The 24,458-nt window shown below is 55.3% G+C and carries 26 protein-coding genes; 8 read left to right on the top strand and 18 right to left on the bottom strand.

The window, feature by feature from the left end; all coding sequences use genetic code 11:
• Window positions 1-33: 33 nt before the first annotated feature.
• The 5 genes from LEPIL_RS18810 to LEPIL_RS18790 all read right to left on the bottom strand — a co-directional run bounded on the left by LEPIL_RS18810 (window position 34) and on the right by LEPIL_RS18790 (window position 4,260).
• Window positions 34-858, bottom strand: coding sequence for an MlaD family protein (locus tag LEPIL_RS18810; protein WP_002775033.1), 825 nt, complete (start codon window positions 856-858; stop codon window positions 34-36).
• A 30-nt stretch (window positions 859-888) separates the two neighbouring features.
• Window positions 889-1,557, bottom strand: coding sequence for an ATP-binding protein (locus tag LEPIL_RS18805; protein ID WP_002775031.1), 669 nt, complete (start codon window positions 1,555-1,557; stop codon window positions 889-891).
• A gap of 113 nt (window positions 1,558-1,670) precedes the next feature.
• Window positions 1,671-2,096: a hypothetical protein gene (locus LEPIL_RS18800; protein WP_169314835.1), complete on the bottom strand. Its 426-nt coding sequence runs from the start codon at window positions 2,094-2,096 to the stop codon at window positions 1,671-1,673.
• 124 nt (window positions 2,097-2,220) lie between these two features.
• A complete protein-coding gene (gene fba / locus LEPIL_RS18795) occupies window positions 2,221-3,258 on the bottom strand; it encodes a class II fructose-bisphosphate aldolase (RefSeq protein ID WP_002775027.1) in 1,038 nt (345 codons plus the stop codon).
• A 126-nt stretch (window positions 3,259-3,384) separates the two neighbouring features.
• Window positions 3,385-4,260, bottom strand: coding sequence for a hypothetical protein (locus LEPIL_RS18790; protein ID WP_002775025.1), 876 nt, complete (start codon window positions 4,258-4,260; stop codon window positions 3,385-3,387).
• 282 nt (window positions 4,261-4,542) lie between these two features.
• Here LEPIL_RS18790 and LEPIL_RS18785 point away from each other — a divergent pair, with 282 nt between their 5' ends.
• Complete coding sequence (locus tag LEPIL_RS18785) at window positions 4,543-6,717, top strand: cyclic nucleotide-binding domain-containing protein (RefSeq protein WP_002775023.1); 2,175 nt, start codon at window positions 4,543-4,545, stop codon at window positions 6,715-6,717.
• 110 nt (window positions 6,718-6,827) lie between these two features.
• On the opposite strand, the gene LEPIL_RS18780 is transcribed toward LEPIL_RS18785, so the two are convergent.
• From LEPIL_RS18780 to phnD, 4 genes are all read right to left on the bottom strand, one after another.
• Window positions 6,828-7,349: an SH3 domain-containing protein gene (locus LEPIL_RS18780; RefSeq protein WP_040919121.1), complete on the bottom strand. Its 522-nt coding sequence runs from the start codon at window positions 7,347-7,349 to the stop codon at window positions 6,828-6,830.
• 290 nt (window positions 7,350-7,639) lie between these two features.
• Entirely contained in the window at window positions 7,640-8,260 is a 621-nt protein-coding gene (locus tag LEPIL_RS18775) for a hypothetical protein (protein ID WP_002775019.1), read from the bottom strand.
• Complete coding sequence (locus LEPIL_RS18770; RefSeq protein ID WP_002775016.1) at window positions 8,260-9,948, bottom strand: methyl-accepting chemotaxis protein; 1,689 nt, start codon at window positions 9,946-9,948, stop codon at window positions 8,260-8,262. The genes LEPIL_RS18775 and LEPIL_RS18770 overlap by 1 nt, the downstream gene beginning before the upstream one ends.
• Window positions 9,949-9,957: 9 nt before the next feature.
• Complete coding sequence (gene phnD / locus LEPIL_RS18765) at window positions 9,958-10,881, bottom strand: phosphate/phosphite/phosphonate ABC transporter substrate-binding protein (RefSeq protein WP_002775014.1); 924 nt, start codon at window positions 10,879-10,881, stop codon at window positions 9,958-9,960.
• 115 nt (window positions 10,882-10,996) lie between these two features.
• Between phnD and LEPIL_RS18760 the strand changes: the two genes are divergently transcribed.
• Genes LEPIL_RS18760 through LEPIL_RS18745 form a run of 4 tightly spaced genes read left to right on the top strand, consistent with a single transcriptional unit; the run spans window position 10,997 to window position 14,458 of the window.
• Window positions 10,997-12,136, top strand: coding sequence for a class I SAM-dependent rRNA methyltransferase (locus LEPIL_RS18760; RefSeq protein WP_002775013.1), 1,140 nt, complete (start codon window positions 10,997-10,999; stop codon window positions 12,134-12,136).
• Between the two features lie 32 nt (window positions 12,137-12,168).
• The gene (locus LEPIL_RS23590) at window positions 12,169-13,083 is read left to right on the top strand and encodes a CE1 family esterase (RefSeq protein WP_002775011.1); all 915 of its coding nucleotides are present in this window, start codon (window positions 12,169-12,171) and stop codon (window positions 13,081-13,083) included.
• A gap of 8 nt (window positions 13,084-13,091) precedes the next feature.
• Entirely contained in the window at window positions 13,092-14,060 is a 969-nt protein-coding gene (locus LEPIL_RS18750; protein ID WP_002775008.1) for a 2-dehydropantoate 2-reductase, read from the top strand.
• 44 nt (window positions 14,061-14,104) lie between these two features.
• Window positions 14,105-14,458 carry a hypothetical protein gene (locus tag LEPIL_RS18745; protein WP_002775006.1) on the top strand — a complete coding sequence of 118 codons (354 nt, stop codon included), beginning with the start codon at window positions 14,105-14,107 and terminating at the stop codon, window positions 14,456-14,458.
• Here LEPIL_RS18745 and LEPIL_RS18740 read toward each other — a convergent pair.
• The 5 genes from LEPIL_RS18740 to LEPIL_RS18720 are packed head-to-tail and all read right to left on the bottom strand — an operon-like array spanning window position 14,455 to window position 18,509.
• Window positions 14,455-15,048: a D-glycero-alpha-D-manno-heptose-1,7-bisphosphate 7-phosphatase gene (locus LEPIL_RS18740; RefSeq protein WP_002775004.1), complete on the bottom strand. Its 594-nt coding sequence runs from the start codon at window positions 15,046-15,048 to the stop codon at window positions 14,455-14,457. The two genes, LEPIL_RS18745 and LEPIL_RS18740, sit on opposite strands and share 4 nt — an antisense overlap.
• Entirely contained in the window at window positions 15,045-15,527 is a 483-nt protein-coding gene (locus LEPIL_RS18735; RefSeq protein WP_002775002.1) for a hypothetical protein, read from the bottom strand. Before LEPIL_RS18735 ends, LEPIL_RS18740 begins: the two co-directional genes overlap by 4 nt.
• Window positions 15,524-16,141 carry a DUF4349 domain-containing protein gene (locus LEPIL_RS18730; protein WP_002775000.1) on the bottom strand — a complete coding sequence of 206 codons (618 nt, stop codon included), beginning with the start codon at window positions 16,139-16,141 and terminating at the stop codon, window positions 15,524-15,526. The genes LEPIL_RS18735 and LEPIL_RS18730 overlap by 4 nt, the downstream gene beginning before the upstream one ends.
• Window positions 16,138-17,337 (bottom strand): DUF4349 domain-containing protein, encoded by a 1,200-nt coding sequence (locus tag LEPIL_RS18725; protein WP_002774998.1) that lies wholly within the window; start codon window positions 17,335-17,337, stop codon window positions 16,138-16,140. The genes LEPIL_RS18730 and LEPIL_RS18725 overlap by 4 nt, the downstream gene beginning before the upstream one ends.
• Window positions 17,334-18,509, bottom strand: coding sequence for a hypothetical protein (locus tag LEPIL_RS18720; protein ID WP_002774985.1), 1,176 nt, complete (start codon window positions 18,507-18,509; stop codon window positions 17,334-17,336). The genes LEPIL_RS18725 and LEPIL_RS18720 overlap by 4 nt, the downstream gene beginning before the upstream one ends.
• 154 nt (window positions 18,510-18,663) lie before the next feature.
• Here LEPIL_RS18720 and LEPIL_RS18715 point away from each other — a divergent pair, with 154 nt between their 5' ends.
• A complete protein-coding gene (locus tag LEPIL_RS18715) occupies window positions 18,664-19,086 on the top strand; it encodes a DinB family protein (RefSeq protein ID WP_002774984.1) in 423 nt (140 codons plus the stop codon).
• 30 nt (window positions 19,087-19,116) lie between these two features.
• On the opposite strand, the gene LEPIL_RS18710 is transcribed toward LEPIL_RS18715, so the two are convergent.
• Window positions 19,117-19,599 (bottom strand): DUF1564 family protein, encoded by a 483-nt coding sequence (locus LEPIL_RS18710; protein WP_002774982.1) that lies wholly within the window; start codon window positions 19,597-19,599, stop codon window positions 19,117-19,119.
• A 97-nt stretch (window positions 19,600-19,696) separates the two neighbouring features.
• Window positions 19,697-20,413, bottom strand: coding sequence for a 7-cyano-7-deazaguanine synthase QueC (queC, locus tag LEPIL_RS18705; RefSeq protein WP_143464744.1), 717 nt, complete (start codon window positions 20,411-20,413; stop codon window positions 19,697-19,699).
• Between the two features lie 199 nt (window positions 20,414-20,612).
• Between queC and LEPIL_RS18700 the strand changes: the two genes are divergently transcribed.
• Window positions 20,613-21,656, top strand: a complete 1,044-nt coding sequence (locus LEPIL_RS18700; RefSeq protein ID WP_002774973.1) for a hypothetical protein — start codon at window positions 20,613-20,615, stop codon at window positions 21,654-21,656.
• A gap of 3 nt (window positions 21,657-21,659) precedes the next feature.
• On the opposite strand, the gene LEPIL_RS18695 is transcribed toward LEPIL_RS18700, so the two are convergent.
• Together LEPIL_RS18695 and LEPIL_RS18690 are read right to left on the bottom strand one after the other, a co-directional pair.
• Complete coding sequence (locus LEPIL_RS18695) at window positions 21,660-23,174, bottom strand: GMC family oxidoreductase (protein ID WP_002774972.1); 1,515 nt, start codon at window positions 23,172-23,174, stop codon at window positions 21,660-21,662.
• A complete protein-coding gene (locus tag LEPIL_RS18690) occupies window positions 23,171-23,758 on the bottom strand; it encodes a hypothetical protein (RefSeq protein ID WP_143464743.1) in 588 nt (195 codons plus the stop codon). The genes LEPIL_RS18695 and LEPIL_RS18690 overlap by 4 nt, the downstream gene beginning before the upstream one ends.
• Between LEPIL_RS18690 and LEPIL_RS22615 the strand changes: the two genes are divergently transcribed.
• Window positions 23,744-24,442 carry a helix-turn-helix domain-containing protein gene (locus tag LEPIL_RS22615; protein ID WP_002774968.1) on the top strand — a complete coding sequence of 233 codons (699 nt, stop codon included), beginning with the start codon at window positions 23,744-23,746 and terminating at the stop codon, window positions 24,440-24,442. The two genes, LEPIL_RS18690 and LEPIL_RS22615, sit on opposite strands and share 15 nt — an antisense overlap.
• Window positions 24,443-24,458: the final 16 nt, after the last annotated feature.

The raw sequence follows: 24,458 nt of genomic DNA, 5'->3' as shown, positions 1-24,458 counted from the left end.
ACGAAATCTCACTCCGCAATCTACGCTCAGTATTCAGAAGGCCGTTAGAGCCGCACGCAGGAAGCTGGTTACAGGGGCCTGTTCTCGCGTATCTTCAAGGCTTTCTCGCATCTCGCGCACGACAAGACGGGCATCGGTGACAAGCGTCGTCGCATTCTCATGGAGCTGGTTATCGTTAATAAGAAGACCGATCGTGCCCCGTCCGTTATTGATCTTATCGGTGATCTCGGCGACGTTTTGAATCGTGCGACGCACATCATCCCGGTTCTCAGAGATCATCTCGGCAAGGCCGGCAACCGGATCGCCTGCGTTCTGTCCCTGAAGCGCCGTCATGGTCTTTGCGGATTCGCGATCAGCCATCAGCTTTTCAAGCGAATACTGTGAGGCGGATTTTCCGCTCTGCGCCGCCTCACGAGGATCGACCCAGACGACCTGCAGACGCTCCGGCGCAAGGCCTGTCGTTACCCGCGCCGTTCCAGGATCGATAGCGACCACTTTGCCCGACAGAATCGATTCGTTTTTCAGGCTGATACGATAGTTGCTGTAAAAGACGACGGGCTTCTTCAGCTCGACGGTGATGCCGACGATCTGCCTCGAACGCAGCTCGGAGTCGTCGGGAACCGGCTGGCCTCTGTCGTCGATGGAAACAAGCTCGATGTCGATTACGGTGCCTGCCGGAACGCCGAGCACGGTTACCCGGGTGCCTGCCTTCACTCCTTCGGCATGATCAAAATACAGAACAAGCTGCTGCCCCTGACGCGCAAAGGGACCGCTATCGGACAGTACGGTAAAGTAACCGACAAGAGCAAGCGATCCGGCGAAAAGGATGCCGACGACAAAGTTCTGGAACAGCTTCACGCCTGCACCCTCAATCGATCCCTGTCTCTGTCAATCGTATTCTCCGTCTGCAATCGGACGGCCTTGCTTCAAATCGAGCCACTTCTTGCGAATGGGAACATAATCCTTTTTCAGCGGAAATTCCAACCGGGCGACCGTGCTATCGCCTCTTGTGAAAACACGAAAGTAATCGGGATCGAATCCCATATCTTTGATGAGCATGATCACAAGGGCCAGGCCCAATCCGGCGCCTTCGGTATCGTCGCCGTAGGCCTCAGAGAACTGGACCAGGTTACGGACTTCCATAGCCCGTGCCAGATGGCTGCGCAGGCGACGCTCTTCCTCGGGAATCATGATGGCATTGTTCTCAACGTAGATGAGAATACGCTCTTCGTCGGCGTCCACCTCGACCGTAACACGCAACCCGAGATCTCGCACGGCCTTCTTCCATTCTTCTTCGGAGATCGTGCGAAGGGACGTTTTGAAGGCGGCAAGACCGGCGGCGTAGCTGTGCTCGTCTTCAAACGAATAGTCGTTCGCATTAAAGAAGCTTCGCTTCAGATTCGCCTTTACGGCGTTATTAATCAGCTCCTGGACGACGTTGTAGATCGTATCGCCCATACCCTCTTTTTCGAAACGCGTTTCAAGGTTCAGGCAGAACAGATGAATGCTATCGCGTGAGGGGGAATCGAGCGTTTCTATGTAGAAGGTTTGAATCATCTGCGTTGCGCTCAATCGGCCGGATTCATTATGGCCGTCGAACGCAAGGCTATCAAGCGGTTTTTGTGTCTGCCTGATGTACCATTCCGGGATGCTTTCTCTGTGTGTTCGGCCTACCCGTTGTCCGACGATGACAGCTTTCGGAGTTCCCGGATGTCCTGCAAATCCTTTTCCCGCGGATGCCGGAGCTGCTCTTTCATATGGATGAGACCCTTTTTTGAGACGATCCGGACCGGATAGCCGCCAATCCGAACGACATCACTTTCAAGAATCAGCCTGTCATACGACCCTTCGTCGGTCAGCATCACATCGACCTGCCTGTAGGGATTGTCGGAATCGATAAAGGAGAATACGGCGGCGTTCTTTTCCCGCACAATGTACTGTCGCAGCTTTTCATCAAGAAGGGATTCGGCCGGAATGGGCGCCCCTGGAGTCAGATTAAGCTCTTTCAGCGCATCAAGAAATCGCCGGAGGTTGTCGGGATCCATATCGACGGAAAGATCGAGATCCATCGTCATACGCCGAACGCCCTGCATCACGACGGCCCATCCGCCGCATGATGAAACGCACATCGCGCTGTGACAGCGCTATGATAACCTCTATGAGATGACCCGTCATCGCTTCCCTGTCGCCAATAAGACGGATCATCTGCACAGAGTGCGATTATTGATATTTCGCGGCGAATAGCTCGACCGGAATCTGTTTGATCTTCGTCGCATGACCGGCCGTGCCGAACGAGACGAAGCGATCGCGGCAGACATCCTGCATGGCCTTCATCGCCGGCTTGAGGAAGGTGCGCGGATCAAACTCCGAAGGCTTTGTGCCCATGACTTCGCGCACCGCCGCCGTCCAGGCAAGTCGCAGGTCGGTATCGATGTTGATCTTGCGCACGCCGTTTTTGATGCCTTTCTGAATCTCTTCGACGGGTACGCCGTAGGTTTCGGGGATCTCTCCTCCGAATTGATTGATCTTCAAACGCAGATCTTCAGGAACCGAAGAAGAACCGTGCATGACGATATGAGTGTTCGGGATCTTATCATGGATCTCTTTAATACGGGAGATAACCAGCACGTCGCCCGTAGGCTTCTGTTTGAATTTGTAGGCGCCGTGGCTTGTGCCGATGGCGACGGCCAGGGCATCGACGCGCGTCGCATGTACGAAGGCTTCGGCCTCAGAAGGGTCGGTTAACAGTTGTTCACGACTGAGCGTTCCTTCGAAGCCGTGGCCGTCTTCTTTGTCGCCTTTACCCGTTTCGAGAGAGCCGAGACATCCGAGTTCGCCTTCGACGCTGACGCCGATTTTATGAGCGACGCGCACGACCTCGCGGGTGACGCCTGCGTTGTAATCAAAGTCGGCGGGTGTCTTTGCATCTTCGCGAAGCGATCCGTCCATCATCACGCTTGTGAAGCCGAAACGTATGGCTGAATAGCATGTGGCCGGCGAGTTGCCGTGGTCCTGGTGAAGGCAGACCGGAATCTGCGGCCAGGTTTCGGTGGCGGCCAGGATCAGATGCCGGACGAAATTCTCGCCTGCATAGCTGCGCGCTCCACGGGAGACCTGAAGGATGACGGGGCTTTCGGTCTCTTCAGCCGCTTTCATAATCGAAAGCACCTGTTCGAGATTATTCACGTTGAAGGCGGGAACGCCGTAATTATTCTCCGCTGCATGATCGAGCAGCAAACGCATGGAAACAAGGGACATCTCTTACTCCTCAAGAGCACCTGAATTGGCATGCCTCTGCCGACGTCTGCCGTCGATCAGAAGCCGCCCGTCCAGTTCAGCATACGCCTCTCAGAAGGGAATTCGATTTTGTAAGACTCTGGAACATCACCGGGAATTCCCGGTCAGCAGAGACTTCCAGATTTCGTAGTTTTTCTTCGGCATCTGCGGGCCCTTAAAGGTGTAGCGCACGTTCACGACTCCTTCGGGAACAGAATTCACGACCGCAATCTCATGTTGCGCCGGATAACCGCCACAACCGCTATGCCGCCATTCATAGAAATACTTTCCTTCGCCAATCTGAGTTTTCTCGAATTTGAGGGAGTCACAGTCTTTCGCCAGATTGCTCTGGATGATCTCAAGAAACCGCTCGGGCTCTATCGCACGCAGAAGAATCGATTGAGTGAAAAGCTCCGTCCATGATGTGATCTTTTCATCGGCCAGGGTGCACTCGATCAGCCTCTGGTTCTGATCCTCGCCCGAATTGCGGGCGATCCATTTGCGGCCGTCAAGATAGTGATAGGGAAACACATCGACCGTCGGCTGATCGTGTCCCGTTCGCATTTTCAGCAGCATGCGAAAGCTCTGCTTCGCCGGCTCGGTAAATCGCAGCGGAGCATACAGTACAGTCGCCTTTCCTTTGATGGTGGCCGTAACGGCGAAGAGTCGATGCGTTTGCCCCGTTTCATAAACCCACTGATACTGCGAGGGCTCCATCTTCGCGCTCATGTGGGTATTTGTCGCGTAGATTTCTTTTCCCGTCAGACTGAGTACAGACTGATTACCATTGTCAGAGACATCGGCAAACGTAAGGCGGTCGATGTTATCCGCTTTTGTGTGATACGTAATCGTCCAGTAGAGGCCGTCTTCCTGCATGGCCGGACCGATGGCCGTGACCTCGATGGCATCGTTTGAATATCCGGTGAATTCCTGTGAGAGTAAGGCTGCCGGCAGCAGAAGAAGGGCTGTGATGATTCTTTTCATTTCGGAGTACCTCTTAATAATAGCGAATTCCACTGTATTTCTAAGCATACCCGGGCGTTACTCATACGCGCATTTTCAAACATAGAAGGCAAGTATTTTTACAGGAATTTATTAAATGGGAAAAATGCGAAGAATCCGTCTTTATTAAGCAATGAACTCAGATTACCCACTCCATTCCCGGCGGGCCCCACTTCCGATAACATCAGGCCTCGACCGGCCGGATCATGCAAAGCCAGACAAAAAATGGCTTGCGAAAGATTGGCCTCTACAGGCTAATTCGTCATGGCAGTGATTGAAGTGGCTCCTGGCGTAACCGTATGCCAGACGGCTGAACGAAACGTACTCTTCGGATGTCCTCCCGAGGTGATCAAACATCTCATGCTTAAAGGCATCAAGAGCCCCGATGTGATCGTGCTGCCCGATACTCCGTATCGCTTCGACGTCTTACAGAACTGCACCGAGTTCCCGCTCTATTCTTTCCTATTTGTCGAGGGTAACTTTCGCAGCGGCAAGAAGCTGACCATCGTCGGCACGCCGCTTCACATCAAGGCCAACCGCAAACTGCTGCGACTGACGCTGCTCGGGCCGACCCGAAAGGAGTATGCCGAGCTAGGCGATTCGCACTGGTTTGACGAACTCTACCGCGAATCGCGCGCCATGGCCGTTAAAGATCCGTCAGGCCGCGAGTTCATTATAGACGACTTCGTGGATTTCGTTCCCTTCGTCGATGGAATCGCGACCCTCGCAGACGGTACAAAAATCGAGCATACGGGAAAGGATCGGTATCGCCTTGCCGGCGAAGAGATCGACGTAAACTTCGACGAACCGCAGCAGCCTCCTTACGATCTGCGCAGCGACTTCATCACGCCGATACCCATGCGGCTCGGCGTAACGGTGCTCGGCGGGGCCTCGGGCTTTATCGCCGACAAGCCCTGCTCGTCGATTCTCTTACAGTATAACTCAGAGTATATGCTCGTCGACTGTCCACCCTATCTGGAGCAGGCGCTCAATGCGCGCGGAGTCTCTTTCTCAGAGATTCGATCCATTTACCTGACGCATATTCACGACGATCACTGCAACATCTATCCGCTTCTGAGGCTATCAAACAAGGTACAGCTGCTCGCCACCAAAGAGATCTTCTGGATGGCGATGATGAAGCTATCGCTTCAGACCCTGATGCCCGTCGAGCATCTTTCGGCCATGTTTGATTTCGTAGAAGTGAAGCCCTATGAGGTGACCGAATTCTACGGTATGTCCATCACGCCGCATTATACGGTGCATTCGATACCGACGATCGGCGCCACCTTTCGTATGAAAGACGGCACGACCACGCGAAGCGTCGTATTTATCGGCGACAACAAAGCCTTCAAAGACATCGAAGGCATGGTAGCGCAGGGAATCGTGCGCAAAGAGAAGTTCGACGCATTAAAGAGCCTGTACACGGATCGACACGACATCCTCTTTGCCGACGGCGGACAGGGAATTCTGCACGGTGATCCGCGCGACGCCCTGCATTCGCAATCCGATCGTATCGTCTTCATGCATCTGGAAAGCCTGCCCACAGAATTCGACGCCACATTCTCGCATGCGGTGGCGGGAAAGCGTTATCCGATTATTCCGGGAAGCCACGATTCCTATCTGATCCGCACTATGCAGATCCTCGGCGACTCCTTTCGGAACATGTCGCATGGCTGGAGCACCGCTCTGATGAACAGCTTCCAGATCCAGACCTTCAATTCAGGGGATGTCATCTTCAAGCAGGGCGAAACATCTCGCGGTCTGATCTACATTATCCTGGCCGGCACCGTCAGCGTCATGGTGCACGACGGACGCAAACTCACAGAACGCACGCGCAAAGAGGCCGGCGACTTCGTGGGGGAGATGGCCGTGCTGGACGAGAACAAGGTGCGTTCGGCCTCCATCGTCGCACGTACACCCGTTGCCCTCTGTGCCATCGACGAGAAACTCTTTCACGAATTTCTGATCGATGAAAATCGCGTCGAAGAGATGCAGCATCTGTGGAAGGTGCGATCCGAAATCGAGCGCTACTGGCCTTTCGCCGATTTTGCCGATAACGTCAACGATCGCATCGCCCGCAACTGTGTGCGCCTGCGCGTCGCCGAAGGCGAGACGCTCGTCGAACAGGGAAAAACCGACGCCGATTTTTATATTATCCTCTCAGGGGAGTTCAGCGTTACCCGCAACGGAGTCGAGGTGAACGTCATACGAGGCGGCGATATGTTCGGCGAATACGGCTCGCTGGCCAACACCGTTCGCAATGCCACCGTCCGTGCGCTTAAAGACAGCATCGTTATCCGCATCGCACGGGGAGAGATCCGCAAGATCGTCGAATCGGCGCCCATCTTTCACTTCAGCATGCGTGAGATCATGACGAAACGCATGCGTGAGTTGAAGAGCATTGATCAGACGGGCGTCGTCCAGCCGGAGGCCGTGTGAAGGAAGGGGACGTCATCGCCGATCTCATACAAGTAAGACAGAGGATAGCTGATCGATTCGATAGGGAATGAACCGGGATTTGATCGATACAGACTGCTTTATCTCTTATTTCAGGGACACGTAGTCCAGGCCAGAGGGCAGGTATCTTCCTGCTTAACCCAGAGTGGGCCCTTATGCTTTCCTGGCACTCTGACGTTCAGCCATGATCCACGACATCCCAGGAAAAGGATTTTAAGCTCATATTCTTCTTCGATGACGATTTGCTTCGATTGTTCAGACGGTCCTGAATAAAACGATGTGCGAAGATCTCTTGTAAAAGTTCCGAGAAGTGACGTATGAACCCATCCCCAGTCCTGCTTCGGATACGCAGGCCAGTCCTTTCGTTCAGCGCCAGCAGGCAGTTCAAAGTCCGTCACCCGGGCCCACTTTCCGCGGATTTCAACCACTGTGAAAGAACTCTGCTCTGGTAACGTACCGATAATGGCGCCCCCTGGCGACTTGCGGACGTTAAGGCCAGCAGGGTCTTCATCAAGCACTGCAACGTAGACCTTACACTGGTTGGAGGGCTCAGGCGCAGCGATCATTACGCCGGGTAGCAACAGGCAGAATAAGAACACAGATAGAGCTTTCACTCAGATCATCAGTTTACGGATCTGAATAGTTGCAAGACAATTTGCTGCCGGAAGTTTGTCAGCAATTCCCTTCGCCCCAATTCCAGCCCTTTTGCACTCTGACTGAAGCGACCCCAAAAAAGGATAGGAAAGCGACGGCGCCTGGCGCACGATCTCCCCTTGCCTCATCTGTATTCCACTCCTCCGAAGCCAGCCCGCTGCGCCGCCCTGAGAGCGGAGCCACGGACGGCGGGCGTCCCGGACTTGAAACAGGATGTTTCATGTCCGGGCGAAGGGTGGAGCAGCGGGCCTTATTTCCAGAAATACGCTACGATACCGAGCAGAATGAGCGTGAAACCGGTAATCTTCTTCTCATGCCGTTCGAGGAAGGTTCCGCTCCAGTGAAGCAGGCTTTTTCGGCCGAGCAGCACAAGCAGCACCATCGTTCCGACGGAGAGCACGGGATACAGACCGGCGACTAACCAGATGCCGCTCCAGCCGTGCGAGCCGGCCGTGAAGAAATACGATTCTATCTCAAGGCAGGGCGAGAAGAACATGGCGCCGCTGAGTATGGCGATCATCATCCAGCGCGGACGGCCCTGCACCTCTTTCTTTCCAGGGATATGCTCATGATGCGAATGCCTCAGATCCAGGCTGAAATACAGGATGCCCATGAAGATCAGAATGAGCGGCGCCAGGATCGTCCCGACAAAGAGATATTCCTGTGCGAGCGAATAACCGATGCCGCCGATGAGCACGCCGAGGGCGACGGTGCTTGCGCTGTGAGCCAGACCGGCCATCAGCGTGATGCCAAGCGTTTCGGATAACGACCAGCGTTCGGTGCGCGAAAGCACGACAAAGGGCATCCAGTGATTGGGGATGGCGGCGTGGATGACGCTTAACAGCACCGTCCCCGCGATAAGAGTGATCATCAGTCGTCCTTTCCGAGCTTGAACTGCTCCACCATCTCCTTGAGGTTGACGGCCAGCGCGCTGAGGGTTTGCGATCCCCGGGCCACCTCTTCCATGGCTCCGGTCGTTTCCCGGGTGGCCTGGCGGACCTCGACGGCACGGTTGGCCGTGTCGCTGATCAGCGAATTGAGAGCGTTAATCCGGGATCGGACGGCATCGGATTCACGCACCTCTTTTTCGGCGATTTCAAGGATTGTCTGCGCCTGCGAGGAAATCGAACGGGAGGCCTCGACAATGCGGCCGAGCGATTCATTTACCGCCGAGGCGGCCTCTGCGCCTTGCAGAATCAATTCGGATTGCTTCTTCGTTACGCCGACGGAGCTGCGCGTGATCTCAATGATGCGGTTTACCATCGTAGCCACGTCTTTGGCCTGGCGCGTCGACTGATCGGCGAGCTTGCCGATCTCATCGGCGACGACCGCAAAGCCCCGACCGACGTCGCCGGCTCGGGCCGCTTCGATGGCGGCGTTCAGCGCAAGCAGGTTGATCTGACCGGCGATGCCGCTGATGGCGTCGGTGATGCCTTCGATCTGACGTGTGAATTCGTCGAGCTGCAGAATGGCCTGAAGATTCTCCTCTGATCCCGTCTTGATCTGAAACATCGTTTCATTCATGACGATGACGTCCTGGCGGCCCTGATCGGCCGCCGAATAAGAATCGCCGGCCACCTTCATCGTTTTGCCCGCCTGATCGCGAGCCTGATTCAAGAGATCGGTAAACGATTCGATCATGCGATTGATCTCTGCCGTATGCTGCATGCCCATCACCGAATCGTCGGCGACTTTCTGAATGGTATCGTTAACTTCAACCGCTGAGGACGACACCTGCTCGGACGAGGCGGCAAGCTCTTCGGATGCATGCGAAACGTCGCCCGAAATATGCCGAATGGATGAAACCATCGAGCGCTGGCTTTCTACCATTCGATTAAATGCCTGAGCCATCGCGCCGATCTCGTCGCGACTGATCGTATCGACGCTGACGGTTAAATCACCGACGGCGATCGCTTCGGTCGCTCTCTGCACAGAATGAACGGGATCAAGCAGCATGCGCGTCGCCGGTATGGCGATCAAGACTCCGATGCCGATAAATACGAAAACCATAACAAGCGTGACGACGCCGGTAAATATAAGCGGCTTGCGCACCTGCGTATCGAAATTCATACCGATACGTATAAAGCCGAGACGTCCCATCGCCGTATCAAGCGGGATGGCGAAGTCGCGCGTATAAATGCGATCAAAGGCATAATAGTCCTGAATGATCGGCCCCTCTGAATAGAATGCTTTCAGAGAATTCGCATCGTTAAAAATGAGCCCCACATAGTGCGGATGGCTGTGAACGAGAGCCCGTCCGTGCTTGTCCTGAATGATCGCATAGCGGATCGATTCTTCTTTGCCGAGCAGCTCGATCGTCTTCTGTAGCTTGATGTAGTCGTTATGGATGATGGCCTCGATAACGGGGCGGCGCAGAGCGACGGCGATCTCTTTTGCCCGGCTGTCGGCGTCGCCGCGCAAAATCTGATAGTTATACAGAATAATAAAGAAGGCGAGCGTGATGACGGCCCCCGCTTCGAGGAAGGCGATCATAATAATCACCTTCACGCTGAGAGGAACCTTCAACCCGAGAAAAAACTTCCATATCTTATTCAACATGATACTTCCTCATTCGAAGGCCTTGAAGCGATCGTAGTCTCCTGGCGCCGCCGGCACATAGGCCTCCTGACCAGGCGAAATGGCGTGCAGAACCTCGGGGTCACGCACGGAAAGCAACGCACGCCTCACCTGATCGATGGTCGCAGCTCCAAGCGCGCTGCGCGCAACGATGGGTTCACCCGGTAGGTCCTCGGAGCGAGCCAGGATGCGCAGCCCTATGGCTCGCGTCCTGAATTTTTCGTAGATCGAATCGCTCATCGCTCCGGCGACGTAGGCTCCGTTCAGTACGTTCTGTGCGCAGTTATCCATACTGCCGAGCATACCGACGGAGCTCAATTCGCCCATGCCGACGCCGGCATCGCGCAACATCTTACGGGGCATGATATTTGAATACGTGGATTTCGGATCGCCAAGCGCGATGCTCTTGCCTCGCAGCTGCTGTAGCGTTTTCATAGGCGTGTCATTTCGCACGGCGATGACGGCATAGCTTCCCGTTCCGTCTTTCTTCACGGGCCGTACAAGCACCTCAAGATCGGTGCGGTCGCGCAGATTCAAATAAACAAGCGGACCGAGCCTGGCCAGATCGACCTGTCCGCGCATGATGGCCTGCATGAGTTCCTCGTTATTCTTAAGAGGCACAAAGCGCACCGGGCGACCGAGCTTCTCTGAAAGCTCTTTCAGCAGAGGATAATAGGACTCCGACAGCTCGATCGGATTTTCCATAGAGGCGGCTCCAAAACGCAGCGCATTGGAGTCGTCGGCTGCCTTCGGCATTTCTGTTCGCTCATCAAACGTAGGCTCCGAAAACCCTCCGCTGTTTCCGCCGCAGCCGATGGAGGCCATCAAGGCGAGCAGGGAAAGCAGGGGGATGATACTGAGGCGGACCGAAACCGGTGCCGACTCGCGATGGGATGAGTTCCGAAGCCAGGACATAGTACTGTTTACAGGATCGACGAGAACAGGCCCGGCAACAACAAGAAAATCCGATCCGCCGGTTTTTGGGAGCGATGTGGCTTGTTTGCAAACAATCCGCCGGATAACTGGCAGCATGGCAGCCCTTGTTTTAAAGAAGGATCGCGAGCGTTCCGTTCTGCACCGTCACCCCTGGATCTTCAGCGGAGGCGTCCATCGTGTCGATGCCGTGCCTGCCGGGTCCATCGTCACCGTGCAGTCGCATGACGGCGCCGTTCTCGGAGCGGGGTTCTACGATCCCGCCCATCAGATCCGCTGCCGGCTCTTTCACTTCGGTCCGCTGCCTGCATCGGGTTTTGATGAGGCCTACTGGACGGAGCGACTTGAAAAGGCGCTGCTGCTACGACGGGCGCTGCTTCCCGAGAAAACGACGGGCTTTCGACTGATTCATTCCGAGTCCGATGGCTTTCCGGGGCTGATCTGCGACATCTACGACAGAGCGGCCGTTCTGCAGATTCAGCATGAGGGGGCGCGCAACTTGCTGCAGATCGCCGCATCCTTTCTCAAAGCACGGCTGACCATTCATACTCTTCGCGTCGATGACGCCTGGCACGTTGACGGCGGCGAGCCCGTGAAGCTCGTCGAGTTCGTCGAGCGCGGGCTGCGCTTCAAGGCCGACCTTGAAGGCGGACAGAAAACCGGCTTTTTTCTCGATCAACGCGAGAATCGCAGGGTCGTTGAAGAGCGAGTCGCGGGCCGCACCGTCCTGAACGCCTTCGCCTACACCGGAGGCTTTTCGGCGGCAGCTCTTCGCGGAGGAGCGAAGTCCGTCCTTTCGGTCGATCTGTCAGACCCCGCTCTTCTACTCTGCGAAGAGAACGTCCGACTGAACGCTGCCGACGCGAAGCACGAAACTCTCAAGGCCGACTGCTTTGACTATCTGCGCGAAATCGAAGGCGGCCGCTTCGATGCCATCATTCTTGATCCGCCCGCCTTCGCAAAAACGCGATCGGCCGTCGACAGGGCGGCGCGCGGCTACAAAGACATCAACCTGCAGGCCATGAAAAAGATCGCACCGGGCGGACTGCTTTTCACCTTCTCCTGCTCTCAGCACATAAGCACCGACCTCTTTCGTAAGATCCTCTTCGCCGCCGCCACCGATGCCGGACGGGATGTGAAAATCGTTGACTTCCTCACTCAGGCTCCGGATCATCCGATCAGCATCTATCATCCCGAAGGCGAGTATTTGAAGGGATGCACCCTGTTCGTCGAATAACGCCCCATACATAAAAAGGATGCCCGGCAACCATGATAAGAAAGGCCCTCATCACAGGCCTGCTACTGCTCTCTGCTCGTTGTTTCTCTCCTGAGGCTCGACTTCCGCCCGAGCGTATCCGTTCCGAGCAGACGAGCGTGCAGGGCATGGCGCGTAAGTCTCTGCTCTATGTTCCGACCGATATAGAGCGCGGCACTCCGCGGTTGTATCCGCTTGTGCTTGTCTTTCATGAACGAGAGGGAGATCCGCAGTCGATCGTAAGGCTGAGTCGCAACCGCTTTCAGGAGTTAGCCGAGGCCCGTCGTTTCTTTATCGCCTTTCCCGTCGCCTTGAACGGACGCTGGCGCAGTGCGGATGTGCTCTTCGTCAGGCTTCTGCTCGATGAATTGATCCGAAATTACCCGATTGATCCGAAACAGATTTACGCTACGGGCTTTGACGAGGGTGCCTTCTTCACGCTTCAGCTCGTCTGCGAAGCGCCGGACCGCATCAGATCGGCCGCCGTTATCTCGGGCGGCCTGCGCAGGGATCAGATCTGCACCTTCACGCAGCCTGTTTCGGTCTTGATCGCTCATGGTACGGCCGATCCGATCGTGCCCTATGACGGAGGCGAGATGCGCGTCGTTCGCGAAAGCCTCGGCTATGCACTGCCGTTTCAGGAAACGACGAGACGTCTCAGAATGGGGCTGGGCTGCGCGGATTCGCCCGATACGGTCATTCATACGAACCGTCTTCGCGACGACCGCACAAGTATAACGACAGAACGTTATGACCGATGTCAGTCACGTCGTCGTCTGCACGTCGTCACGATTCATGGCGGAGGGCACACCTGGCCCGACGGCTGGAGCTCCGTTCCACCCGAGATCGTCGGCCCTCTTTCAGAGGAATGGAATGCAGCCGATCGCAGCATCGAATTCTTCTTCACAGGAAACGAAGAGCCGCTTTAAGATGCCTTATGCGCTCTCTTCTGCCTGATTCTCCGTCCGTGGCCGTCATCGGCGCCGGAGCCGTTGGCGCCTTTTACGGTTCGATGCTGCAACGCTACGGGCTGCCGGTCGCCTATATGTCGGCGACGATGGCGAAGACGAAGTATCTCGAGGTGCGCAGTCCCTGGGCTAACTACACGCTTCCCGTGCAATGCTTCGCCAGTTCGCAGCAGATGGAGCCGGCCGACATCGTCATCGTTTCGATCAAGGCGCTGCCCGATCTTGATCCCTTTGCCCTTGTGAGACCGGTTCTCAAAAAAAACGGCATTCTTCTTCTTTTACAGAACGGTATCAATCAGGAAGAGCGTTACGCTGCCCACTTCCGTCGATCCGCTCTGCGACCCGTAATACTTGGAGGGCTGGCCTTCACCTGCATCAATCGCATCAGCGCAAAGCGCATCGATCATATCGACTACGGCATGGTGAAGATAGGCGCTCTGCATGCGGAGCAGAATCCGCTGGCGCTACAGGTTACAGAGCTGTTTCAGAGTGCGGGGATTCAGAGCGAGTTTGTGCCGAAGCTGCGTCGGGCCCGCTATGAGAAGTTACTCTGGAATGCGGCCTATAATACGCTATCGGTGCTGCTTCAGGCCGATACCGATCCCATCGTTTCGAATGCGCAGACAGCCGACCTTTCGCTGCGCATCATGCGCGAGATCCAGGCGGTTGCCGCGGCCGAGAACATCAAGCTGTCAAACGCCACGCTGCGCGATATGCTTGACAGAACGAAGCGCATGCGCCCTTATAAAACGTCGATGCTGCTTGACTACGAGGCCGGCCGACCGATGGAGATCGACATTATTCTTGGCGAACCCATCCGCATGGCACGCAAGAGGAAGATAGAGGTACCCCATCTGCAGATGGCCCACGACCTTTTGCAATTCTACGATCGTCGCTCTGCGATCCGCAGAGAGACTCATTCGAAGAAGAAGTCGTAATTTTTTGCACGAACTTTTCGCGTAATCAGCGTCAAAGGAAGAAGATGAGCCGCAAAAAACTGATAAGCCTGCCCGGTGCAACTCTCTCCGCACTGCTTTTTATCGGCGCCCTTCCTCTGCTCAGTTGCTCGACCTCCGAACAGAAACTGGAGGCGGCCAACTTACAGAGCACGGAGCTGAGCGGCGACATCTCGGTCGTCGTCATCGACGGAAAGAAGATCCCCCGGCTGACGACAGCCGATGGTAAGGTCTACACGATCGTCGGCAAACTCGACCGAATGATCCGTGATTTCTATAAAGGACAGACGCTTCGCCTTTCAGGCCGGATCGAATCCGAACCCGATGTGGGCAGCCCGGGCGTCTTTCGCGTAGAAGAGATCATCCTCGAACTCCGTTAAGAATTCGACCCGAGAATGCGGTCGGCTGCTTCCTGCAAATCGGCAACCGTATAGCGCAGATTTGCAGGTGGCGGGGCCTGGTCTTTCCCGCCGGCTTCCCTGTCGCCCCCCTCTTTGCCATCCGCCTCTTTACCACCGACGAGTATACCTTTCACGACCGGCCCGGAGTCGTCTGCATGCGGACGCAGGCCGGGCATCAAGTCGCGATAGCGATCCCCGACGATCCAGCTCTTCTCCAGATCAATATGCGGATAACCCTGTAGCGCCTTCCACAGCAGGCCGGGCAGAGGCTTGCGACAGTTGCAGTGATCGTCGGGAATATGCGGACAGAAAAACAGATCAAGGATGGGAACGCCCTGCGCCTCCAGCTTCGTCAGCAACCGGCGATGCACGGCTTCCAGCTGTTCGAGCGTGATCAGGCCTCTGCCGACGCCGGACTGATTCGTCAGCACGATAAAATGATAACCCGCTTTATGCAGTTGCAGCAGCCCCTCGACAACGCCGGGTAACAGTTTCACCTTCACCGGATCGTTCAGATACCCGGGATCTTCGTTCAGCGTATCATCTCGATCAAGAAAGATAACGTTCATTGGATCTTGAGCGCTCGAAGTGAGTTCTGCAGGCCTTTTTCGTGCACCGACATCAGCTCTTTCGGACCGCCCGCCTCCACGAGGATGATCCGTTTGCCGTCGATGATAAAGGCCGTGAGATACAGATAATCCTCTCCACCGGCAGACAGCTGACTGTTCACGACCTGCATGCTGCGTCCCTGTTCCGTTTGCAGTGAGCTGGAGTTCAGGATACGAAATCCCTTCTTTTCAAGGCCTTTTACAAGCGTCTGCTTCCAGAGAGCGGCGTCGCCTTCCGGTTCGTTCTTCACCGTACGCACGCGATAACGGACGCCGTCGGCGGTAATGGCCTTATATTCATTCGAGAAAAGGCCCTGGCCTTCATAGACAGCAAAGCCCTGCGGCGCCGTCGTCTCGAAGCTGCGACACTGAACGGCAAGCAGAAGAGCAACGGAGATAAAAGAGGCCTTCCAGATCGGAAGCATTGTGATCGCTTTCATTCTCCAAACCCTCGCATCAGTTCAAAAACTCCGGCTCCGTTCACCCAGCCGAATCCGGGTTCGCCCGCCGGATTCATCGGAGGCGTGTAAGAAAAAGAAACCTGCACATCGATCAGGCGCGTCGATTCGATCAGCAGCCGCCGTTCGCCTTTCAGTTTTTCAAGCTCGGTTTGCACTCTGTTCAGCTCCTGTTCAAGGGCAAGCGTCTGGCTGAGTCCGGCATCCCCGGCTAACTTCTGAAGATCGTCGAGATGCTTTTCTTTCACGCGGATGGCGACATCAAGCTCGGCGATACGGCCCGAATGATCGGTACGTTGCACGGAACGATTCATCAAGATGCCGAGCGACAGAACCTTTTTCTCGATCTCTTCGAGATGATCCCCGGCGCGATCCGCAGCTTTTGCCGGAATGCGAAGCGCAATATGGGAATCGGATAACGCAAACAGGAATCCCTTTTCGGATTCGGCCCAGCGCTTCAGCTCGCGAAGCGCCGTCTCGCGATTGGGGGCCTGGATAGCAAAGCCGAGCGTTATCTGCTCTCGCGGAACGGATGACAGAGCGGCAGGAAGGATGAGCAGCATGGCCAGCATGCCCGGCAGCAGTTTCGATTTCACGGTTGGCCTCCGATGCTTTTGAGGAATTCGGTCATCTTAGCGCCGTCTTTTTTATAGGCGTCTTCTCGCGGCGAGAAGGCCTCGAAGATCTGGATCTTTTTATCGGTGATACGGAAGGCGACACCGTAGTAGTAGATATTCAGGCCGTCATGGATGCGATAGACGAACAGATGGCCGTTCGTCAGGGCGACGCTCTGCATCTCTTTATAGGAGCGTCTCTGGAATTCGATCTGCATCGCCTTCTTCCAGAATGCGGCATCCCCCAGAGGACGGTTTTCGACTTCGCCCGAACGCAGCACCGTACCGTCGGGAGAATAGAACTGATGCGCCGCTCCGTCTTTGAAGTCGTCGGTGTTATCGAAGAATCCGTCGGGCTTCTGCGCCTTGATCGACGAACGATCCTCAATGCTGCGCTGTGCCGGATTCAGATTGCGCACAACGGGAAAGGGGCTTCGCAGCTCGGGGCTGCTTGTGGAGCGCGGCTCAGCGGAAAGCTGCACGACGATCGTCGACATGGAGGCGCGATCCGACAGTTCTTTACTGCGAGCCGAAAGCGTTTCGATCTCTGTGGCAAGACGATTGATCTCACGCAGGATCTTCACCTTCTCTTCAACGTTCTTAACGGTATTCAGCAGTCGTTCAAGACGCTCTTTTAAGATGCGCGCCGATTTCAGGCGGTTCTCAACGTCGGCAAATTCGGCCGTCACGTCATTCGCCTGAATGGCTCGCGAAAGCACCATCCCGAGCTCGGGCAGCGCATCCATCACGTCGAAGAACTTCGCAACGGGTACGCGAAGAATGACGACGACTCGACGACCCTGATCTTCATAGTTCGTGCGCTCGATAAATCCGCCCTGGCTTTTTGCGAGAGAGGTTAACCTCTGTAATGTGTCTCCTGGATGCACGACCTGGATCTGCATGTGGCCGCGATAGATGACCATTCGGGCGGCAGGCTCTTCTGTACTCTCTTCTGCGTTGTCCTCCGTGCCTTCATCGGATTCTTCATCTTCTGCACGGGTATCGCCATCGCTCACGCGACTCAGATTATCGCCTTTCGGACGTGACTTCTCGTATGCAGGCGAATACTGCTCCTCGCCCACAGTCGTCGCATCGCGTCGATCGGCAACGCTACAACTGAAAAGCAGCAAGCACGAGGCAAGCAAAGTAAAGAGAGAGAGGAAGAGCCTGTTTTTCATTTCTTGTACGCCACGATCATCCCGGATTTTTTACTGGCAGAGACCTGCCCGTAGCCAAATTCAAAAGGAAGAGGACCGGCCTTTTCGCGAAAGGCCTTCACCAGGTCAGGCTGCGGATAAAACTCAATGCCCGACATATGCGGCGGTCCAACAAAGGCTCCGTAGAGCTCTGTATTCCAGGCGCTCTCTTCGAAATAGCGATACGGCAAACCCGAGTCGTCCTGGATAACGACATCGGCGTGATCGAGAACATACTGCGCCGCCTGTTTGTATTTCGGCGAATGAAGCAGATAAACGGCTGCCTTCATCATAACCGACGACTTGCCAAGGCTGCGAAAGAACTTCCCTTCGGGGATGTCGGGTGAGAAAAGAGAGTCTTCGATGCGGGCTGAGATATAGATCAGTTCTTTATGGATGCCGGTTTTCCCGTCGCGAAAGCGCAGACGGTATCCGGGCAGGCGGCACGCTCCGTCGGTCTTCGTCGTCAGCTTTCCGGCATCATCAACGCATGTCTTCTCGACCGATTCAAGGGTATGACCGAGTCTAACGAGGAAGATCGAAACGGTGGGCATGGTGCCATGAATCCCATACTGCTCAGGATTCATGTACTGGTTCATGAGACGCGAGAAGAAGTATCCTGTTTGCGCGATATTACCGAGCATCTGCTGCACGGAAAGCAGACCGCCTTTAAACTGAGCGTCGGTCAGCGCCAGCGGATCAGGAACGTCGCCGGGCTTTTCCATAGCGATCATCACATACCGCTCGGCCTGCGGATAGATCAGGCTGAAGTTCAGGATATCGCCTCCGCTCAATGGATAGAGGGCGGTTCTGTTCTTCACTTTCGAACCGATGTACTGCTCGCGCCAGGGGACGATACGACTGATGCGCTGCGTTTCGACGGATTTCCAGAAGGCATCCATCTTCATGCGATGCTGCATATAGTAAGGCCGGTTCAGAAGCGCCTTTATCTCGGGCTGTGCCGCAAAGGCATCGGAGACGGGCATACCGGCAAGTAAGAGGGCACGGTCATGAATGCCGCCGGTGGCGACGGTCTTAGGGACGGGAGCGACATCGGTGCGCGCCACATCGGCCGTGTCGCGGGGAGCGGATTGCTGACAGCTCGAAAAGAGCGTCGCTGTAAGCAGAAGCAGCAGGGAAAAACGCTTGATCATGGACATTCCTGTGTATGGTTCCCGGTCATCCGGGTTCTTCCGTCCTTCCTCTTTTGCCACTCACGCGTCAAGAGAAATACATAATTCTGAGAGGCGTGCCTCCGCGCACCGTTTCTCTATTGACGTCCGCTCTGACCGGGTCGTTCTTCTTTTTGTGGACTATCGCGAAGAAAACCGAGAACAGAATACGCTGATGAAGGCGCTGCTTGACCGCATCACCGAAGAGGAGTGGAACCGATCTCTCAACGGCGGCTGGACCGTGGGAACGATGCTCTGCCATCTTGCCTTCTGGGATCAGATGACGCTGGAGCGTCTGAAAGCATACAGAAAGACCGGTTCCTTTGCTCCGGTACCCGATGCTGAGAATATCGACGCCGTGAATAGTTCGGTCCGCTTGCTGGCCGCTTCCATTCCGCTCGCGGAAGGGGTTAACCTGGTTCGGTCCATCACCGATGCTATCGACGAATATGTCGCCGGGCTTACGACCGATGAGATCGAGGCATTGAAGTCCTCGGGGCGGGATCGCTGGTTTCGCCGCGGCCTTCACCGTCAGCATCATCTGCAGAAGCTAATTTGAGGTTCGAGGTTGTGCCGGGGCGGTCGAAAGCTATGTTTGCAGGATTCTTGTGAGTTTTCTGGTAACTGCATCGACAATAATCGAGCAAAAAACTTCGGGATTCCAGTGGCCCTTTAGCCAGGGTGGTGGAGTTCCTCCATCTTCCAGAGAGATCACCCCCATTGCGATGAGCATCAGATAGACAAATATATAGCAACGAGAATAACCGGTAGCGTTCGCAATCGCCGACAACCGCCCCCAGTCCCGATCATCCGGGTAAAAGTTCACCCGACACAGCTCCTGCCCTTCGTCCTGATACTGCTTCTTCCATCTTCCTGTCCTCTCAAGAAAACTGAGCTTGTATTCCAGGCGTGGATCATTCATAAGCACGGACAGGTAAGCCCCAAGCGCCAGATGACCTACCTTAATGTAAGGACTTCGCCAGAAGTATCGCCTGAAGTAAGATTCCGGAATGAGCAACGTGGAACGCGTGCGGTAGTATGGCTCCCGATCAATTCGAGTCTGTTCGTGCATACAAACGGAGGGTAGCAAAAGAGTCGAACTGATAGAAAAATTTTCTCGAATTCGCATTATCGAGACAGACAATCCCGTATCGAAAAAGCACGGATCATCAGGCGAGGTCTTTCAAGAGAAGCGGATCTTCAACACCAACTTCTGCGAAGCCCTTCTCTCGCAGCAGACAACTATCGCATCGACCGCAGGGCCGCCCCTTATCGGACGGCTGATAGCAACTCGACGTCATGGAATAGTCCACTCCGAGCTTCAGGCCCCTTCGGATGATGTCAGCCTTCGTATCATCCACAAGTGGAGCCTTCAGACTGAAGCCCTGCCCTTCAATACCGGCCTTCGTACCGAGGTTTGCCGTCGTCTCAAAGGATTGAAGAAAGGCCGGGCGGCAATCCGGATAACCCGAATAATCGAGGGCGTTGGCGCCGATATACAGATAGCCTGCGGAGCGTGACTCAGCGAACGAAAGCGCATACGCCAGAAAGAGCAGATTACGGGCCGGCACGTAAGTAACGGGAATCTGCTTTTCGGCGGCGCCCGTTAGCAGCTCAGAGCGGTTCTCGGGAACGGCCGCACCGCCGGCGATTAACGCCGTCGCCGAATGCGAGGAACGATCCTGAAAGAGTACCGGATCAATCTTCACCGTATGATGTTCGAGGGCGCCGGCTCGGCGGGCCTGCTCGGTCGCACATTGAAGCTCAAAGCGATGCCGCTGCCCGTAGTCGAACGAAATGCAGTAGATTTCGTGCCCCTCGGCCTTCGCCACAAAGAGCGTCGTTACGGAGTCAAGCCCTCCGGACAGCAGAACTACGGCAGCCATGCGGACAGAAAAGCTTCCGTCGTACATCGGGGAAGAAGAATTCCGCCTGCTAAGCCCGGTCTGGTCTGACTCTCAGTAGACGATACCGGCCAGACATCTCTGTCTCGCCCGATGACGGAATACTGATCCTGAGACGACGGAGAACATTTACCTTTCAATATTGTTTTGACGCCAACAGCGAGCTTTCATCATTGATTCAATGTTTTACAAGATACTCAGCCATATTGCCGCCTGGAACGAAGAGGCAAACCACCATCTTGTCGCCTCTGTGCCGGTAAACTGGCTCTTGCTGATGATTGGTACCATACTCTCTTTGATTGGCTTTCCTTTCTTCATCGATACGCTCAAGGCACCAATGTCCCCTCAAACAGTGACCATCGATGCAGTCCTGGACAGAAAGGCTCCTGAGTGGATAACATTAAGTGGCGAATTCCGAAAAGATCTGACTCTTCAGATAGGCGTCAAAGACATCTCAACTGGAAAGATGTTCCGAATTGACGGGACGTATGTTCCGCTTGTGAATCCAGACAGCGGAAAGGCCGTTTATGTAAGCGTAGAAGCGAAAGAACTCGACTCTCTACCCGCCAGGGCCCAGATATCGGGTGTCATAGAAAGCCTACCATATGAAGTAAAAAGGGAGCACTCCAAAAGAACACCAATCACAGAAGTTGATCTTTCAACACAGCTAATGATCGAAAAAGACAGGCATCCTTCCGTTTATATGGCCGGTCTCATCGGCTTCACGATCACTTTACTCACAGCCATATATGGCATCGTTATCTCGACTCTGGCAGTTAAGGGCAATACTATCTTTGTCCACGTCCCGGATCGACACCTATTAGCGCGCGGGCTGACGTCAGACGCAACCGCCGAAGGCGTTACAGTCACAGGAACCTTTACTTTTTCCCAGCAATCATTTACGCAGCGGTTTCTCGGAGTCCGTTCGTTCTGGAGTATCGATGACGCCGGGCGACTCATATTCGAAGCCAACATTGACGCATCTGAAGTAACACGACTTGGAAAAATGATCGAGGAGAAAAAAGGCCATTGGACGCTCGTTATTCCTCAAGACGAACTGAAAATGCTCGAAGCGGGCGTGCTGTTCATCGCTGGGGCTTCCGTTCCTTCAATCAAAATAAAGGGCAAGAACGGCGATACCATTCTCAGTTTCAGAAGCACCGATGAGCGACAGGCCTTTTTCACCCGCCTTGTCGCTCAGAGTCCGGCTACACATGTCCGGTAAGCCTCATATGCCCTGATGCGCGACGACGCGCTCCGCCACGTATCGCGCAAGAAGCATCACCGTTTCATAGGGGTTCACCTTCACCGAAGTGGGAAAAAGCGAGGCGTCGGCGATGAAGATATTTCGATGTTCGAAAAGATGGCCGGCTGAACTGGTGATGCCTGTGGCACCCTCGGCAGTCATCCTCGCTCCACCCTGGGGATGAGCGCTTGAAAGTGGCGCTCTCTGCAAATCGAGATAGGGCAGATCGACGAGCGTCGAAAGATCCTTTATGTCGGATGCCGTCAGCACCGGCCTGCTGCTACCGGGAAGGGCGACCTTCTCGCAGCCGGCGGCGAAGAAGATCTCGGCGGAGCGTCGCAACGCCTGAATCAACGCCGTCTTCACCGCCTCTGAAACCGTATAATCCAGTATCGGTTCGCCCGTCTTCTCGTTAAGCGCGATACGGTTATGCGCTTCGGCCTCGTCATGGGCGAGAATGAGGATGGACATCATCTTACGATAGTCGTCCATCAGCGCAAGATGGTCCGAACCGAAGCCTGGGTTATTCTTCGCCGTTACGCCGGGATAATAGAACGACGTTTCGAGGAAGTAATGGTCGGAGTCTGAATAGGCGTCGACATAGTAGGTCTTCGGGAAGCCTCTGTAATTCTTCATCGGCTCCTTATAGATGCCGTTGATATTGCATGCCGGATGCAGCGTCACATAGCGACCGAGCAGCGAACGATTCAACTTCAACTGCTTCGAGCGTGCAAGCAAGGCCGGCGTATGCAGAGTTCCGCCTGCGACGACGACGGTCTTTGCCTCAATGGAATGCTCGCCTTCGCTCCAGACGTTCGGCCTTGTATACGATGCCGCCGGATCAATGCGCAACTTGATCGTGGCCATATCTCCGGGTACGATTTCCTGTACAAAGGCATTCCAGACGACCTCGGCGCCGCGCTGCATCGCAAGAGGTATCTGCAGCTCAAGCGTGCCCTGCTTGGCTCCGCGGGTGCAGCCAAGATTGCAGAAGCCCTGTTCGCCGCAATGACGCGTGTTGATACGCAATCGCTTCGTTGGAATCCCCAGTCGATCACAGCCCTCTTTGAAAAGACGGTTGTTATCGTTATCCATCGACAGAGGCAGCTCGTGCACTCCGATCTGCTCTTCTATCTCGTCGAGCACACCGGCCGCATAGTCGTCGGTCAAAAAGCTCAGGCCGAACGCGTTGCGCCACGTAGCGAGCACATCGGCCGGCGGACGAAACGACACGCCCGTATAGACGGCCGTGCTGCCACCGATGGCGCGGGCAGCGGTAAGGCCGATCGAGCGATTTGCTGAGAGAACGGCGCCGCGATTAAAATAGATCTTTGACATCTCAATCTCGCGCTGCGTGAAGCTTTCTTTCGGCCAGTACGGACCTCTTTCAAGAAGAAGAACCTTGAGCCCGCGGTCGTTAAAGCGGCTGAGATATTCGAGCACGGTGCCTCCGCCTGCACCTGATCCGATGATGACGACGTCGTAGCGAGCAGTCATAGTCCCCCCGCTTTTGCATGACCTGTGTGGTCGGTGCGATCTGCTTGACGTGTGTGATCGGCATGACCGGAATAGATGGAACGATTCACGAGCGGCCCTTCATAGCCGATACGCTGCCATGCCGTTTGTGTCGAATAATACGAAAGCAGAATCAGCGAGCGCAGTCCGAAAAAACCGGCGCGGATTAATCCGACCGGGAAGGATTCGATCGACGCGAAGAAGCGATGGCGCTCACCGGCGTTCATACCACGCCAATCACGAAAGCTGCGCAAGAATGACAGAACTCGCAGAGCCTTGAAAAAGAGCAGGATCTTCTTCTGAGATACGGCATCGAGATCCGCGTATATCTGCTTGAAGTTTGCGACGATCTCGTTCTGCAAGGATGCGTCACCCTCCGCTATCGGAACGATTGCTTCGGCCATCGCACGCAGATCGAATGATCTGGCCTCGATTCCCTGCATGACCGGTGATTCCACCTGCTGCATAAACACCTCTTTGCATCGATGATAGCGACACGAAGCGCCGCTGTCAAGCCTTGACGGTCCGAACGCTTCGCCGAAAAGGACGACATGGCCCGGCTTCATATCGAGAAAGACCGTGCGATCTACATCGGCCCTCTGGCACAGAATACGCCGCACCGTCACTTTGCCGTACAGTGGTCCCTGGCTTTGCATGGCGATGAGACGCTGAGCCTGCGCACGCAGGCCGGGACGACGACTGCGAAAAGCGCCGTCATCCTGCCCGGCGTCGAGCACGATCTGCAATGCAGCCGGGCACTGACGCTTCTTGTTCATCCGCTTTCAGAGCTCGGACGCTGCCTGCAGAACGAACCCATCACGTCGCAACGCGAGGATGCTATCAGGGCCATCAGGGAGGCAGCGGAGGCAGGCAATATACCCCTGTTAATGGAAGAATTACAGGACCTCACGTGTGCAATCCCACATGCTACGATCGACGGGCGCATAGAACAGACACTGCATCGCCTGCACGGGCAGCCCGTTCTGTCGGCAGACGATGCAGCCGGCGCCGTCGGGCTATCCACTGGCCGCTTCTTGCATCTATTTAAAGAAGAAACCGGGATGCCTTACCGCCGCATGCTGCTCTGGAACAGGCTGATGATCTTCTTCGCACATATAAAAACGGGAGCCGACATCACAACGGCCGCTCTCGATGCCGGATTCGCCGACAGCGCCCATCTGAGCCGCAGCGTCCGGCAGGCCTTCGGACTGACGGCCCGTGAGATAGCAGCCGCTTTAAGAGGCATATAGCCAGTTCATTCAAGTC

This window comes from Leptonema illini DSM 21528 (assembly GCF_000243335.1).
Lineage (GTDB): Bacteria > Spirochaetota > Leptospiria > Leptospirales > Leptonemataceae > Leptonema > Leptonema illini.
This window is presented reverse-complemented; position numbering and strand designations above follow the sequence as displayed.